We start from the raw sequence: 14,619 nt of genomic DNA on the forward strand, positions 1-14,619 counted from the left end.
GCCAAAAGGCTTAAAAGTTTTATAATTTTACTTTAATCAAGGCATTTTCTGCCATTTTTGGCACCCATAAATACTCACCATCAAAAAACATGTCTGCAGGACCTTTTATAGGGTTTAGATCTAGCTTTATCTCTTTGTTGTCTTTTAGAATATAAATATATCCTTGAAGATTTTTACCCCAGCTTGACACTAAAAGATTTTTATCTTTATCAAACACTACACCATCAAACTGTTCTATTTTATTACTTAATTCTTGAATTTTCTTTGTGTTTAAATCAATACTAATGATTTTTCCACCTGCTTTATCACTTGGATCATAACCTGCTACAAATAAAGTATTTTTTTCTATCAACAATCCATTTGGGCCACCATATTTTAAATCTAAATGGATGAAATTTTCGTATTTTTTCTCTTTTAAAAATACTTTATGAATATATCCTGTACCTGTATCACTCACTAACAATGTATTATTATCCAAAACTGCTATATCATTTAAAAATACTGCATTTTTTATAGGGAGCTTGAAAATTTCTTTTTTACTTTTTACATCAAAACCATATAAAACATCAATATCTACAACATACAAAACATCAGCTATTTTAGACATACCCTTTGGAGCATTAAGGTTTTTGATAAATTCTAGTTCTACAACTTTTCCATCTTTGTCTAACTTTGAAATAAAACCATCATTATCTTTATTTAGTGGAGTCAATTCTTTTCCTACATTAGACACATAAACCACACTTTTGTCCACATATACACTTTCAGGATGTGCAAAACCTTTAAATTCTTGAAACTCTAAAGCATCTGCACTACAAAACGCAAATAAAGCTAAAGCTAAAATACTTTTTTTCATACTGTTACCTTTCTTAATTATTATTAGTAAATTTTAATATAATTTAAAATTAAAATCTATCACTTTTAAGACAAAAAATATAAGTTTTTTGATTTTTGCTCTTGTTTTGGTGTAATGCCATATCTTTTTTTATATCTTGCTATAAACCAAGCAGGGGAATTAAATCCAAGCTCATGACAAATTTGAGTGATATTCTTAGTGGAAAATTCTAGTAAAAATTTAGCTTTTTCAAAACGCTTATTATCAAGCCATTCTTTAGGACTTATCCCAAAACTTTGTTTGAAATTACGACTAAAGCTTGCTATATCCATTTTACTAAATTTAGCCATAGAAGCCACATTTTCAAAATCATTTTTACAATACGCAAACATCTGATAAAGATCTAATTTAAAACCACTTAAAATTGCTTTTAAAAAGGCTAAAAATTCTGCATTGTCTTCACTATACAGTAAAGATAAAAATAATTCTTCAAATTTTAACTTAAGCAAATATTCGTTATTTTTAGAACTGTTTATATAAGGTAAAAATGATTGAAAAATACTCTTAGTTACAAAATCTGATTTTAAACTAAATAAACTTTTAGAATACTCTAAAGAGTTTAATTTAGAAATTAAATCTTGATATTTAAAAACAAGCTCTATCAAAATACTCTCTTTAAAACATAAAATAATAGACTTATAAGTATTTTCACTATTTAAATAATCTCTAATAGAAAAGGAATTTTTTGTAAAAAAAATAATTTCATCTTTGCTTGCTTTAAAATGATTATCAATAGTATAAATACTTTTAGAACCCTCTAATATAAAAACCAAAGCATAGTCTTTAAATACAACTTCTTGATTTTTATCATTTGAAGAATTTTTTTGATAATAACACAAAGAAAATAAAGAATTTTCTAACACATTGAAACTAACTTTATCAAAGTCTTTTGGAAAAACTAACATTTTGACATTTTTATAAGTTTTTTGATTATTGTATTTTATAAAAAATAATAAAAAATAATTTTTCATTAAAAATATATGCTACAATAAAATAATTTTTAACAAAAGGAGAGAAAATGAAAAAAATTATACTAGGTTCTTTACTAGCATCAAGTTTTTTAATTGGAGCAAATTTAGAGAATTTTGATCCAAAAGCACAAAAAGATCATTTAGTTATCAAAATGGAAATTCTTGATAAAAATGCCAACAAAAATGCAGGTGAAGTTGTAGCAGTACAAACTCCTTATGGAGTGGCATTTTACCCAAATCTTCAAGGTTTAGAAAGTGGAATTCATGGTTTTCATGTTCATGCAAACGCTGATTGTGGAACAACTGATAAAGGTTTAGGTATGAAAGCTGGTGGTCACTGGGATCCTGAAAAAACTGACGCACATTCAAGCCCATGGGATGATAAAGGCCACAGAGGTGATTTACCACCACTTTATGTAGAAAAAGACGGTAAAGCAACTAATCCTGTATTAGCACCAAAAATCAAAACACTTAATGAGCTTAAAAATCACTCTTTAATGATACATTTTGGAGGAGATAATCATAGCGATCATCCTGCAGCTCTTGGTGGCGGTGGCGCTAGAATGGCTTGTGGGGTAATTAAATAAAACACATACTAAAGGCTTTTTAGCCTTTAGTATTATTTAAAAAGCTTAGTAAAATCAAAATCATTCATAAAATCGTGGCTTGATCCGCCAAAACTTTGACTAGGACTATAAGTAGCAATAGCCACTGCAAGCTCACTAAGCATAGAAGCTATTTCTTCTCTTTTATCTATTATATAAGCTTTCATTCCTTCATAATCACTAGTTTCTAAAATTTTTAAAGGGTTATAAATTTCAAAAGCAAAAGCCTTTGAGCCTACATTTACATTATAATTATTATCAAATAAAGCATTGCCTAAAAATGAGCAATTATCTACTATTTTCAAACTTTCACTTGCGATTAATACTTTATCTTGCACATCTTCATAATTTTTATCTTCTAAAAGTTTTGAAATTTTTTTCAACGAAGAATTTAAAATTTGCAAAGCACCGACAAAGTCGTTTGCATCGGTAATATCTTCACTAAATTTTTGTGTTTGGTGTTTTAAATTCGCACCATCTATACTTGAACCTACTTGTCCTAAATGTTTTTGTAAGATTTCTAATTCATCTCTCATAATATACCTTCCTTGTTATTGCTACAACAAGAAAAGCATTTTTTATTCCAAATTTTGATCTACCCAAACTCTAAAATCTTTAGCAAAAAGTAAAAAAACCTCATCGTAGTTTTGGATTAAAATTTGAGGATTGTTATCATTTAATTCTTTTTCGTAGTAAAAATACTTACTTGCTATAAGTTTTTTAGTGTTTATTTGCACCAAATTTAAATTAATACCAAACTTTATTTTAGAATACACCTCATCACTAAAATCTTGCTCTAATATATCTACTTTACTTTCTAAAACATAATCAGCACTAGCTAGACTATCTTGATTTAAAACTGCTTTAAATACCCCCAAATCTTGCAAATGAAATTCCAAAAAAGTTTTAATCATCAAAGCAGGATTTTCTTTCCAAAAATGATAAGCATAAGCATTAACAACATGATCTTTTTTATAAAAAATTTCATTAGTATAAGCTAAACCCTTAGGCAAAGAAACTATAATAGTTGTATTTTTCATTTTATTTTGACTTTGCTCTAGCTTTTCTAAATTAATACTAAAATATTTATTTGCAGGCAAAGTTTGACTTGGACTAATCAAAGAACAAGCACTAAAAAAAATAGCTACTAAACTAATATATAAAAATTTCATTTTATTCTCCTGGAGCATATTGAATGGCTTTATTTTTATAAATTACATCGGAAGGATTTTGTTTTAAATTTTTTAATAATTGCGTAAAATCTAAAAATAAAACTCTTAAAATATCTAAATTTTCATTTAAAAGCATTCTGCTTTTATTAAGCTCGTTAAGTTGGCTATTAGCATTGTTTAAAAAATTTGAAAATTCATCTGCACTTTTACCAAGTTTAGAACTTGTTTTATTTAAATTTTCTAAAAATGCTGGCGCATTAGCATTTAAATGTGCGGATAATTCTGATGAATTTTGTAAAATTTGCTCGATATTTTTTAAATTTTTATCACTTAAAAGATTTTCTAGTTTAAGCTTTGAAACATTAATAAGCTCTAAAAGATTATTTGCTTGCTTGTCTATACTCGTAAAAAAACTTTCCTTTGATTTTATGATAGGATAGACATCATCATCTGCTTTTAAAACACTAGCTTCCTCACTACCCCCTGCAAGCTGAATGAATTTAAACCCTGTTATACCTTGAATTTGTAAGCTTGCATAAGTATCTGTTTTAACAACTAAACTAGAATCAAGCTTAACTAAAATTTTCACTCTTAGTTGCTTGCTCGAGCTATCTATGCTGATATTTTCAACACTTCCAACATCCACTCCTAAAAATTTAACCGGAGCTTTGACGCTAAGCCCTGCAACTGATTCTTCCATATAAATTTCATAATATTTAAAAGATTTCTCATCTTTTAAATTCCCATACCACACTATAAAAAATAAGCTGATAAAAAATAACACACAAACAAAAATTCCGATCAAAATATAATTTGCTTTATTTTCCATTATTGCATAAACCTCTCATAAAGTCTTGGATTTTGCTCTTGTAAAGCCTCAACATTTCCCAAAAAACCAACTTTTTTATTCTCTATAATCAAAAAGCGATTTAATACATTTTTCATACTTTCTTTATCGTGAGTAATTAAAACTACACATAATTTAAAGCTTTGTTTTAAACTCAAAAGCAACTCATCAAATTCTCTCGAGCTATAAGGATCAAGCCCTGAAGTTGGCTCATCTAAAAAAAGCAATTTAGAATCAAGTGCCAAAGCTCTAGCTATGGCCACTCTTTTTTTCATACCCCCGCTTAATTCACTTGGATAAAGCTTAGCCACACTCTCATCAAGCCCTACCATCTTAAGCTTCATCATAGCTATTTCTTTGATATCGTTTTTGCTAAGTTTTGTATATTCAACTAAAGGTATGCTAATGTTTTCAAGTATATTAAAAAAGCTAAATAATGCTCCATATTGAAAAACAACACCCCATTGTTTTTGCAAAAACAAAGCATCTTCATCGCTTATATTTTTTAATCTCTTGCCTAAAATTTCATACTCACCCTTATCAAAATGCTCAAGCATTAACATTTGTCTTAAAAGTACAGATTTACCACTACCACTACCGCCTAAAATGCCAAAAATTTCATTATCATGCACTTCAAAGCTAATATCTTCATGTACACATTTACTTCCAAAATAAGTGCTAATATTTTTAGCTTTTATAATCAAAATCCAGCCTTTGTTAAAAATACAGAAAAAATTGCATCAAAAGCTATCACCCAAAAAATAGCATTTACCACACTTTTTGTCGTATAAACACCTATGCTTTCAGTAGTTTTTTGCACAAAAAATCCCCTAAAACAAGCAATAGAAGCAATCAAAAATCCAAAAATAGGTGCCTTTATAAGCCCTATGATGATATGTTTTAGCTCCACTGCTTCTTTAAAACGACTCATAAACTCACTCATACTAATTTCTAAACTAAACCAAGCAACTACAATTCCACCTATAATACTTAAAATATCCGCCACTATTACCACCAAAGGCATGGCAAGCGCTAGGGCTAAAACTCTAGGTAAAATAATAAACTCACTCTCTTTAAAACCCATAGTTTTCATCGCATCAATTTCATCAGTGAGTTTCATTACTCCAATTTGAGCTGTATAAGAACTTGCGCTCCTACCAGCTATAACAATAGCGCTAATTAATGGTGCAAGCTCTCTAGTAGCAGAAATTCCCATTAAATCAACAATGTAAATATTAGCTCCAAACTGTGCAAGTTGATACGCAGCTTGATAAGCAAGTACCACACCCACAAGCAATGAAGTTAACATAATAATAGGCAAAGCATTAATAGCACTATTTTCTACATGATATAAAAATGCCTTAAAGCGAAGTTTTTTAGGATTTAAAAGTGTTTTAAAACAAGTATAAATAATAAGCCCTATGAAATTTAAAAACTGCACTAAAAGCGCAAAAGATTCAACAACATTTTTTCCTAAATTTTCAAAAAAATCTTTAAGTGTTTTTTTATCTTCATAAGAATTATAAAAGCTTTTATAGTTTTTTTGACAAAGTTCAAAAAGCTTAGCATGCTCACTTTTAAGATTTACTCTACTAAGCTCAAAACCTTTTTGCTTAAGTTCATTTTCTAAAGCTAGAAAATACCTAATCCCGGCAGTATCTATAAAATCTAAATTTGCATAATCAAAAATAATATTTTTTTGAGTAGGAAAGTCTAATTTTTCTAATTTTCCTACGCTAGTTTTATCCCATATACCAAAAACACTAAAAATGCATTCTTGATTTTTAATGTCTTTGATGATTTTATTTTTCATTACATAAACTTAAAACATATGAGCTTAATTTTTCCTCACTAAATCCAAAATGCTCAAATACATCTTTATCTTTACCACTCTCACCAAAACTTTCTATGCCATAAAGCTCATCACAAATTCTATAAAGTTCATTTGAATTTGCAGCTTCCACACCTATAACCTTACCTTGTAAAATTCTTTCTTTATAAGATTTTTCTTGAGCGATAAATAATTCATAACAAGGCATAGAAACTACATTAGCAATCACACCTTTTTCTTTTAAATTCTTAGCTACTTTTAAACACAATGATACTTCACTACCGCTTGCTAAAAGTGTAAATTGTGCATTTGCGTTTTCTTCTAATAAATAAGCTCCATTTTCCACATCTCCAAAAACAGGCTCACTTAAAGCACTTAATTTTTGACGTGATAAAACAAAAACACTTGGCATATTAGTTTTAAGTGCAATCTGCCATGCTTTTACATTTTCAACTCCATCAGCAACTCTAAATGTTAATGAATTTGGCATAGCTCTAAAAGTGCTAAGTTGCTCTATAGGTTGGTGTGTTGGGCCATCTTCGCCAACCCCTATGCTATCATGAGTAAAGATGAAAAAGTGTTTAACCCTCATCAAAGCTGCTATTCTTGCAGCAGGTTTTAAATACTCACTAAATATAAAAAAGGTAGCACAATAAGGCAAAAACAAACCATATCTTGCAAAAGCATTTGATATAGCAGCCATCGCATGTTCTCTTATGCCATAGTGGATATTTTTTCCATTTGGAAAATCGCCCATATCTTTAAGTTCAGTTTTATTTGAAGGACCTAAATCTGCACTACCACCTAAAAATCCCGGTAAAGCTTTAGCAATAGCATTTAAAATCATACCATTGCTATCTCTAGTAGCTAAATCTTGTCCTTTAAAATCAGGAAATTGTATTTTTGAAAAATCAGGTTCTAAAAGCTCTTTTAATAAAGCTTGTTTTTCTACATTTAAATTTTGCACTTTTTGATTCCACTTAGCTTGTGCTAAATCTCCAAGTTCTATTGCGGCATTAAAGCGAATTTTAACTTCTTCTGGAATTTCAAAAGTTTTTTGCGGATCAAAGCCTAAAGCTTCTTTTGCCTTTTTAATAAGCTCTTCACCCAAAGGTGCTCCATGAGAATGATGACTTCCTTCAAGCTCCAAAGCTCCTTTAGCTATGGTAGTATGAGCGATGATTAAGCAAGGCTTTTTACTTTCTTTAGCCGTTTTTAATGCTAAATCAATTTGCTCAAAATCATGCCCATCTATCTCAAGCACTTCAAAATTTTGCGCTCTAAAACGCTCTTTTACATTTTCATTAAAAGCAATAGCCACATCACCTTCGATTGAAATATTATTACTATCATAAATGATGATTAAATTATCAAGTTTGTGAAGTCCTGCCAAAGAACAAGCTTCATAAGAAATTCCTTCTTGCAAATCCCCATCACCACATAAACAATATACTTTGTGATTGATAATATCTTCACCCAAAAGTAAACTTGCTTTTTTAGCTGCCATAGCAAAACCAACCGCATTTGCAATGCCTTGTCCTAAAGGCCCTGTGGCGATTTCAACACCTGGAGTGAAAATTTCAGGATGACCTGGAGTTTTAGAGCGTAATTGACGGAAATTTTTTAAATCCTCTAAACTTACATCATAACCACTCAAATGTAAAAAACTATAAAGCAAAGCACTAGCATGACCGCCTGAAAAGACTAATCTATCGCGGTTTAACCATGTAGGATCTTTTGGATTATGCACTAAATGAGTACTTAAAACACTCATAATATCTGCTAAACCCATAGGTGCGCCTGGATGGCCTGAATTTGCTTTTTGTATCATATCCGCACATAAAAATCTTATAGTGTTGGCTTGTTTTTGTAACATTGTTTAACCTTTTAAATATTTATCAATCAAAATTTGAAGCTCATTAGCAAGCTTAGAGTCTAAATTTTTCATTTTTTCTTCGCATAATGCAATTTTATCATCTTTTGCCTTTTTAGCACCTTCTAAACCCAAAAGTTTTACAAAAGAATTTTTATGCAAGTCATTATGAGTTGGCTTTCCTGCTTCTTGAGTATCTAAAGTCGCATCGATAATATCATCTTTGATTTGAAAAACTAATCCTATCAAAAGCCCTATTTCATAAATTTGCTCGCATTCTTTTTCATCTAACTCACAAATTTCACAGCCCATTCTTAAAGCCGCTGCGATTAATCTTGCAGTTTTATGAATGTGCAAAAACTCAACTTGTTCTAAATTTAAAGGTATATCTTCAAAATAACAATCAATAGCCTGCCCAATAATCATACCATTAAGCCCTGCATTAAAAGCTAGGATTTCTATGAGTTTTAATCTAACATTTTCTTTTAAATCAAGTCTTGAAAGTAATAAAAAAGCTTCGGTATTTAAAGCATCACCCACTAAAATAGCGGTGGTTTCATCGTATTTTTTGTGTAAAGTTTGTTTTCCTCTGCGTAAAGAAGCATTATCCATAGCGGGTAAATCATCATGTATTAAAGAGTAGGTATGGATAAATTCCAAAGCCAAAGCTGCATTTAAAGCCTTTTCAAACAAAGCAGGATTTTTGGCATTCACTATCCCTAAAAGAAGTTGAGCTCTAAAATGCTTCCCACCAGCTTCTAACATCCATTTTAAAGCCTCATTAAAAAATGGATGAAAACTTTGAGTTTTAGGAAAATTTTGCTCTAAATGTTGTTTGAATTTTTCTAAAATCACTTATTTAGCCTTATAAAAAAGTCAAAATATCCTTTATTAAAATGTTCAAAATCATTATTTTTAGCTGAAGGGATATTACTTGCTTGTCTTGAAACTAAAACATCAAAAGTATTAGCTTGAGCTAAAACAGCTTGAAGTTCATTAAAATTGTTGATTTTTTGATTATTAATTCTTAAAATCTTATCCCCTTTCATAAATCCAGCCATTTGTGCTTTAGAATTTGGAGTTACTTCTGTAACATTCATTTTCATATCTACGCGCAATCCTAGATTACTATAAAAAGAAGTCGGTTTAGCTTGAACTACTTTTTTAGGTTTAGCAAATACACCCAAATCTTTATCAAAAACTGTCGCAGAAATATTGACATCTTTGTTATCTCTTAGCATATTAAAATACAAAGTTGCACCACGATCAGCAAATAAAATTTTCTCATTTAATTTTCTTATATCATCATAAACTTGTCCATCTACACTCACAAGCTCATCATTAAGTAAAAATTGTCCATTTTTACGCACATTTTTTACATAAATTTTACCATCACGCATATCAAAATCCACACCTATATCACCCCAATAAACATCAGGATATTTTGCAAAGTGTTTTAAATAGCGATTGCCTATAAGCTTACCATCTTCTAAGCTTATACCAAGCATTTTACAACATGGTGAATTAAGCTCTCCGATTTTAGAAGTAAAATCAAGCTGATCACGCTCTGTTAAACTTTGTCCAAAATACTTCAAATGCCCTATATAGCTTTTATTGCTATCTAAAATTCCCACCCAACTATTGCGTGTTAATTCTTCTTCATTTCCCATAGGCGCAGGGATTAAACTAAAATCTGTTTTTACTAAATATAAATTTAAAAAAGGATCATACTTAGTATAGCTGTTTAATTTCGCATTTTTGGTTTTAACTACTGCTAGGGTGTTTTCATTTAAAGCAAAAGCAGGCAAGCCCTCATAAATTAACATACTAGCTTTGTTTTTTTCATAACAACCCAAAAAATCATTAAAAGTCGGTCTTGGCACAGCAAAAAGCACACAAGTTATACCTAAAATACAAAGTAAAATTCTCATAGCATTCCCATTCCGCTAAATAAATTACTAGCCATTGATTTTTTATTTTGTTCTACCATTTTCATCACATCATTCACCGCTGCGATTAATAAAATTTGCATAGATTCTTTATCTTCAAGCAAAGAATCATCAATGCTTATATCGATGATTTCACCTTTTCCATTAGCACTAACTTTTACTAAACCACCGCCACTTTTTGCACTAAATTCTTTTTTTAAAGCTTCTTGCTCTAATTCATTTGCTTTTTCTTGAGCCTTAGTTAAAAGCTCGCCCATTTTAGAAAAATCCATATTTTCAAACATTTATTTTCCTTCTTTTAATATCTCTAATACTACTTCTTTATCATTAAAAGGATATTTTACACCCTTAATCTCTTGATAAGTTTCATCGCCCTTGCCTAAAATCACTACAAAATCATTTTTAGTTTTAAGCTCTAATGCTTTTTTTATCGCTTCTTTTCTATCACATTCTATAAAAACACTCTCATCTTTTTCTATACCACTTAAAATATCATTAATGATATCCATAGGCTCTTCTGAACGCGGATTATCACTTGTGATGATGAGTTTTTTGGCATAGTGTTTGGCGATTTTAGCCATTAATGGACGCTTAGTTTTATCTCTATCTCCCCCTGCTCCAAAAACCACAATCAAATCGCGATATTTTAAAGCATCTAAAACCTTTTCTATGCCATCAGGCGTATGAGCAAAATCTACAATCACATCTTTTGCAACGACTTGCATTCTACCTTCAATGCCACCAAAATTACTAATGGCCTTTTCAAGCTCTTTTAAATTTGGCTTAACAAGTTCATTCACACAAGCACTTGCAGCTAAAAGATTATAAAGATTAAAAAGCCCCACCAAAGAAGAGTCAATCATAAAAGTTTCTTTGCCAAAATTTACCACAGCTTCAATGCCATTTTTTAAAGCATAAGCTTTGATATGATAATAACTTGGATTTTCCACTCCATAAGTAAAAGCACCTTTGATATTAAAATTTATAGCTTTTGTATCTTTATTGATAAATTTCATACACTCATCGGTAAAAAAACTTTCTTTTGCCACTTGGTAGTTTTGAAAGTTTCCATGAAAATCTAAATGATCTTGAGTAATATTAGTAAAAATTTTAGCCTTAAACTCAAGCCCTTCAATGCGGTTTTGCACCAAAGCATGTGAGCTTACTTCCATAATTAAAAATTCACATTTTTCCTTACTTGCTAAAGATAAAAGCTCTAAGGTTTGCAAAATAGGAGCAGTAGTTAAGCCTTTTGGAGTGATATTTTTATCATTTATAAAACTGCCTCTAGTTCCCATCAAGGCACACTTAAAACCTAAATCAAGCAAGATAGAGTAAATAGCCCCTGCAGTAGTTGTCTTACCATTTGTGCCTGTTATGCCTATGATTTTTATATTTTCATCTATATTTAAAAGTTTCTTACACTCAGTTATATTTATAATTTTTGCTTGTTTTTCTAAAGCCTGATGAATAAATTTTTCATTTTGAGCGGTTTTTAAGAAAAAACAATCTTTTTCGCATTCATTAGAATTATCACAAATGAAAGTATTTTCAATCTTTACTATCATAATTTAATTCCTTGATTTTTTCACTAAGCTTGATAAATCTATAATTAGAATAAAAATGCACCGAAACATCTTCCATATAGGCTACAAGCATATCTTTATAACCATGCTCTAAAAGTTTTTCCAAAAAATCCACAAAATCTTCTTTATCATTAATGATAAGTTTATTTGATATTATAACATTTTCTAAGGCTTGTTTAAACCCAACTTTTGCTTCACTCAGTAAAAAATCTTGATAGCTCAAACCCTCAAAATCCTCACTATCTTCTTCAAACTGCACACTTTGACTAAGATTAATAAGTTTTTCTAAGTCTTTATCTACTTTAGTATTTTTATAATTTTGCATAAAAAACTCAAAAAAAACAAAGGCTTCTTCAGGACTTTTTAATGCCAAATCACAAATATTAATAAAAGTTAAAAGTCTTTTATTTTTACGCTTTTCATAAGCAAGAGAAAAATACATCTTAGCATTTTTAAAATCTTTTTTATAAAAGCATTCTATGGCTATTTTTTTATAATTTTGCAAATTCGCTTTCCCCGCCTGCTAAATTTACTATAGTAATATCTGGGTGTATGTCGATTTTAAGTTGTTTTTCTAAGCCGTATTTCAAAGTCGTTCCACTAGCTGGACAGCCATGACAAGCTCCGGTTAGCTTCACATAAACCACACCATTTTTAACCCCTAAAAAATCAAGCCCACCACCGTCATTTTCTAAAATATGCATAGTTTTAGCCAAGCTTGCTTTTACAGGCTCTATTAATTCCTCATCACTAAAAGGCATATTCATAACTTTTCCTTGATTATTTTTAGTTTAATTTTATCTTATTTGTCTTTAAAAAATGTAAATTATTGTTTATTTTAGACTTTTTGCTATACAATGATAAAAATATTTTAGGATTTTTTATGCAAAAACGCACTCAAATAAAAGGTTTTGAAAAACTCAAACTCATTTTTATATTAGGCTTTTTATCTGCCATAGCACCACTTTCAACTGATATGTATTTGCCTGCTTTAAATGAGGTAGAAAAAAGCTTTCAAACAAGTTCTTTTTATACTCAACTTTCTCTTGCAAGTTTTTTCATAGCCTTTTCTTTGGGTCAGCTTTTTTATGGGCCATTAAGTGATGTATATGGCAGAAAAAAACCTTTATATATAGGACTTTTTCTTTTTATTTCTTCAAGCATTGCTTGTGTTTTAGTTGATTCCATTCATGCTTTTATAGCTTTGCGTTTTTTTGAAGCTTTGGGAGGTTGTGTGGGTGTAGTTGTAGCAAGAGCTATAGTAAATGATGTTTTTGAGCTTAAAGAAGCAGCAGGAGTTTATGCTTTGATGATGGTTTTTACTTCTTTAGCTCCTATGCTTTCCCCTACTTTTGGTGGGATTTTGCTTGAGTTTTTTTCTTGGCGTAGTATATTTTTGACATTGTTTATCTTAGGTTTTATTTTATTTTTACTTGTTATTTTTTCCTTAAAAGAAAGCAACCTCAACACCCAAGGTAAAAAATTCAATCACAAAGAAGTTGCAAAAAGTTACAAAAAAATCTTAAAAGATCGTCGTTTTGTGGTGTATTTGCTTTGCGGGAATTTAATCTTTGCAGGTTTTTTTGCTTATTTAACCGGCTCATCTTTTGTTTTTACGCGTGTTTTTGAACTCAGCCCCCAACAATACGCAGCTCTTTTTGGAGCTCATGCTTTAAGTTTTGTTGTATGTGCTAATATAAACGCAAGGATAGTTCTTAAACTCTCGCCTTATTATGTTTTACCAAGAGCACTTATGATGATTACCTTTTTAACTTTTTTACTCATTTTAGAGGCAACTTTTGATCTAGGTTTTTGGGCTTTTGAAATTCCTTTGTGTTTTATCATAGCAAGTTTGGGTTTTATCCTGCCAAATACCACCACTTTAGCTATGGCAAGATCAAAACAAAATGCAGGTAGTGCTTCAGCACTCTTAGGGGCAGCGCAATTTGCTATGGCAGGAGTAATGGCATTTTTAGTAAGTCTTTTAAATGCTAATACACCTATATTTTTATCGCTTATTTTAGGAACTTGTACATTTTTATCTTTGATTTCTTATCTAAGTTTAATCAATAAAAGAAAGTTAAGTAAAATCAAAAAGAAGTTAAGCGTGATTTCTCACGCTTAATTAAGCAATATTTTTGAAAAGATTCACTGACTATATCGAACCTTTTTCAAAAAACTTTATATTTATTTTCAAAACACTTATAAACAATTTATGTTAAAATTTCTCATCAATCAATAAAGGCTTTATTAATGAAAAAAATAGCTACTATTTTTGCAGGTGTTAATGGATCTGGAAAAACTACCTTGTATTATAATGAACTTGAAAAAAACAAAGACTTTGGACTTAGAATCAACATCGATGAAATCGTAAGTAGCTTTGGGGATTGGAAAAATCAAGAAGATCAATTTAGAGCTTCAAGGATAGCCATTAAAATGCGTGAAAACTATATCAAAAAAGCTTATGATTTTAACCAAGAAACCACACTTTGTGGCACTAGCATTTTATCTTTATTCAAAAAGCTACAAAAAAATTCTTACACTATAAATCTTTACTACATCGGACTAGACTCTCCAAACACAGCAAAACAAAGAGTTAAAATTCGCGTAGCTAAAGGCGGGCATGATATAAAAGAAGAACTTATAGAAAAAAGATACTATGAGTCTTTACAAAATTTTAACACCGTTGCTAAATTCTGTAATCACATTACTATTTTTGACAATACTCAAAATTATAAAAAACTCTTAGAATTTAAAAATAGCAAGCTAGAAGTATTTGAAACCACCAAATGGCTAGAACCATTAATGATAAATTTTAAAAATCCAAGTTTATAAATTTTTATTTTAACTTGTCGATATGCAAATAATGCTACTCACTCCTTAAGGCAAG

General features: G+C 30.0%; 17 protein-coding genes. 3 read left to right on the plus strand and 14 right to left on the minus strand.

Features of this window, described 5'->3' with window-relative positions:
* Nucleotides 1–19: 19 nt before the first annotated feature.
* Complete coding sequence (locus CAMP18498_RS05940; RefSeq protein ID WP_337197998.1) at nt 20–856, minus strand: ATP-binding protein; 837 nt, start codon at nt 854–856, stop codon at nt 20–22.
* 65 nt (nt 857–921) lie between these two features.
* Nucleotides 922–1,866 (minus strand): helix-turn-helix domain-containing protein, encoded by a 945-nt coding sequence (locus CAMP18498_RS05945; protein ID WP_337197999.1) that lies wholly within the window; start codon nt 1,864–1,866, stop codon nt 922–924.
* 47 nt (nt 1,867–1,913) lie between these two features.
* Here CAMP18498_RS05945 and CAMP18498_RS05950 point away from each other — a divergent pair, with 47 nt between their 5' ends.
* Nucleotides 1,914–2,453, plus strand: coding sequence for a superoxide dismutase family protein (locus tag CAMP18498_RS05950; protein WP_337198000.1), 540 nt, complete (start codon nt 1,914–1,916; stop codon nt 2,451–2,453).
* A 32-nt stretch (nt 2,454–2,485) separates the two neighbouring features.
* On the opposite strand, the gene CAMP18498_RS05955 is transcribed toward CAMP18498_RS05950, so the two are convergent.
* The 12 genes from CAMP18498_RS05955 to CAMP18498_RS06010 are packed head-to-tail and all read right to left on the minus strand — an operon-like array spanning nt 2,486 to nt 12,490.
* A complete protein-coding gene (locus tag CAMP18498_RS05955; protein WP_337198001.1) occupies nt 2,486–3,007 on the minus strand; it encodes a flagellar FLiS export co-chaperone in 522 nt (173 codons plus the stop codon).
* A 42-nt stretch (nt 3,008–3,049) separates the two neighbouring features.
* Nucleotides 3,050–3,643, minus strand: a complete 594-nt coding sequence (locus CAMP18498_RS05960) for an ABC-type transport auxiliary lipoprotein family protein (protein ID WP_337198002.1) — start codon at nt 3,641–3,643, stop codon at nt 3,050–3,052.
* A gap of 1 nt (nt 3,644) precedes the next feature.
* Complete coding sequence (locus CAMP18498_RS05965; protein ID WP_337198003.1) at nt 3,645–4,472, minus strand: MlaD family protein; 828 nt, start codon at nt 4,470–4,472, stop codon at nt 3,645–3,647.
* Nucleotides 4,472–5,194, minus strand: coding sequence for an ABC transporter ATP-binding protein (locus CAMP18498_RS05970; protein WP_337198004.1), 723 nt, complete (start codon nt 5,192–5,194; stop codon nt 4,472–4,474). Before CAMP18498_RS05970 ends, CAMP18498_RS05965 begins: the two co-directional genes overlap by 1 nt.
* Nucleotides 5,191–6,291 carry an MlaE family lipid ABC transporter permease subunit gene (locus CAMP18498_RS05975; protein ID WP_442867723.1) on the minus strand — a complete coding sequence of 367 codons (1,101 nt, stop codon included), beginning with the start codon at nt 6,289–6,291 and terminating at the stop codon, nt 5,191–5,193. The genes CAMP18498_RS05970 and CAMP18498_RS05975 overlap by 4 nt, the downstream gene beginning before the upstream one ends.
* Before the next feature lies 1 nt (nt 6,292).
* A complete protein-coding gene (gene tkt / locus CAMP18498_RS05980; RefSeq protein WP_337198006.1) occupies nt 6,293–8,197 on the minus strand; it encodes a transketolase in 1,905 nt (634 codons plus the stop codon).
* Between the two features lie 3 nt (nt 8,198–8,200).
* A complete protein-coding gene (locus CAMP18498_RS05985) occupies nt 8,201–9,046 on the minus strand; it encodes a polyprenyl synthetase family protein (RefSeq protein WP_337198032.1) in 846 nt (281 codons plus the stop codon).
* Entirely contained in the window at nt 9,046–10,125 is a 1,080-nt protein-coding gene (locus tag CAMP18498_RS05990; RefSeq protein ID WP_337198007.1) for a DUF7488 domain-containing protein, read from the minus strand. The genes CAMP18498_RS05985 and CAMP18498_RS05990 overlap by 1 nt, the downstream gene beginning before the upstream one ends.
* A complete protein-coding gene (locus tag CAMP18498_RS05995; protein ID WP_263675555.1) occupies nt 10,122–10,427 on the minus strand; it encodes a YbaB/EbfC family nucleoid-associated protein in 306 nt (101 codons plus the stop codon). Before CAMP18498_RS05995 ends, CAMP18498_RS05990 begins: the two co-directional genes overlap by 4 nt.
* A complete protein-coding gene (locus CAMP18498_RS06000; RefSeq protein WP_337198008.1) occupies nt 10,428–11,711 on the minus strand; it encodes a UDP-N-acetylmuramoyl-L-alanyl-D-glutamate--2,6-diaminopimelate ligase in 1,284 nt (427 codons plus the stop codon).
* Nucleotides 11,695–12,234, minus strand: a complete 540-nt coding sequence (locus tag CAMP18498_RS06005; RefSeq protein ID WP_263659160.1) for a histidine kinase — start codon at nt 12,232–12,234, stop codon at nt 11,695–11,697. The genes CAMP18498_RS06000 and CAMP18498_RS06005 overlap by 17 nt, the downstream gene beginning before the upstream one ends.
* Nucleotides 12,221–12,490 (minus strand): iron-sulfur cluster biogenesis protein NfuA, encoded by a 270-nt coding sequence (locus CAMP18498_RS06010; RefSeq protein ID WP_039619526.1) that lies wholly within the window; start codon nt 12,488–12,490, stop codon nt 12,221–12,223. The genes CAMP18498_RS06005 and CAMP18498_RS06010 overlap by 14 nt, the downstream gene beginning before the upstream one ends.
* A 122-nt stretch (nt 12,491–12,612) precedes the next feature.
* Here CAMP18498_RS06010 and CAMP18498_RS06015 point away from each other — a divergent pair, with 122 nt between their 5' ends.
* Together CAMP18498_RS06015 and CAMP18498_RS06020 are read left to right on the plus strand one after the other, a co-directional pair.
* A complete protein-coding gene (locus tag CAMP18498_RS06015; RefSeq protein WP_337198009.1) occupies nt 12,613–13,854 on the plus strand; it encodes a multidrug effflux MFS transporter in 1,242 nt (413 codons plus the stop codon).
* Between the two features lie 128 nt (nt 13,855–13,982).
* A complete protein-coding gene (locus CAMP18498_RS06020; RefSeq protein WP_214125571.1) occupies nt 13,983–14,564 on the plus strand; it encodes a zeta toxin family protein in 582 nt (193 codons plus the stop codon).
* Nucleotides 14,565–14,619 lie beyond the last annotated feature (55 nt).

This window comes from Campylobacter sp. W0066.2, assembly GCF_024723515.1.
In the GTDB taxonomy this organism is placed as follows: domain Bacteria; phylum Campylobacterota; class Campylobacteria; order Campylobacterales; family Campylobacteraceae; genus Campylobacter_D.

Excerpts from the sequence above, each read along its gene's own strand:
- CAMP18498_RS05940 (WP_337197998.1), bottom strand. The coding sequence starts at position 856 with ATGAAAAAAAGTATTTTAGCTTTAGCTTTATTTGCGTTTTGTAGTGCA.
- CAMP18498_RS05945 (WP_337197999.1), bottom strand. The coding sequence starts at position 1,866 with ATGAAAAATTATTTTTTATTATTTTTTATAAAATACAATAATCAAAAA.
- CAMP18498_RS05950 (WP_337198000.1), top strand. The coding sequence starts at position 1,914 with ATGAAAAAAATTATACTAGGTTCTTTACTAGCATCAAGTTTTTTAATT.
- CAMP18498_RS05955 (WP_337198001.1), bottom strand. The coding sequence starts at position 3,007 with ATGAGAGATGAATTAGAAATCTTACAAAAACATTTAGGACAAGTAGGT.
- CAMP18498_RS05960 (WP_337198002.1), bottom strand. The coding sequence starts at position 3,643 with ATGAAATTTTTATATATTAGTTTAGTAGCTATTTTTTTTAGTGCTTGT.
- CAMP18498_RS05965 (WP_337198003.1), bottom strand. The coding sequence starts at position 4,472 with ATGGAAAATAAAGCAAATTATATTTTGATCGGAATTTTTGTTTGTGTG.
- tkt (WP_337198006.1), bottom strand. The coding sequence starts at position 8,197 with ATGTTACAAAAACAAGCCAACACTATAAGATTTTTATGTGCGGATATG.
- CAMP18498_RS05990 (WP_337198007.1), bottom strand. The coding sequence starts at position 10,125 with ATGAGAATTTTACTTTGTATTTTAGGTATAACTTGTGTGCTTTTTGCT.
- CAMP18498_RS05995 (WP_263675555.1), bottom strand. The coding sequence starts at position 10,427 with ATGTTTGAAAATATGGATTTTTCTAAAATGGGCGAGCTTTTAACTAAG.
- CAMP18498_RS06000 (WP_337198008.1), bottom strand. The coding sequence starts at position 11,711 with ATGATAGTAAAGATTGAAAATACTTTCATTTGTGATAATTCTAATGAA.
- CAMP18498_RS06010 (WP_039619526.1), bottom strand. The coding sequence starts at position 12,490 with ATGCCTTTTAGTGATGAGGAATTAATAGAGCCTGTAAAAGCAAGCTTG.
- CAMP18498_RS06015 (WP_337198009.1), top strand. The coding sequence starts at position 12,613 with ATGCAAAAACGCACTCAAATAAAAGGTTTTGAAAAACTCAAACTCATT.
- CAMP18498_RS06020 (WP_214125571.1), top strand. The coding sequence starts at position 13,983 with ATGAAAAAAATAGCTACTATTTTTGCAGGTGTTAATGGATCTGGAAAA.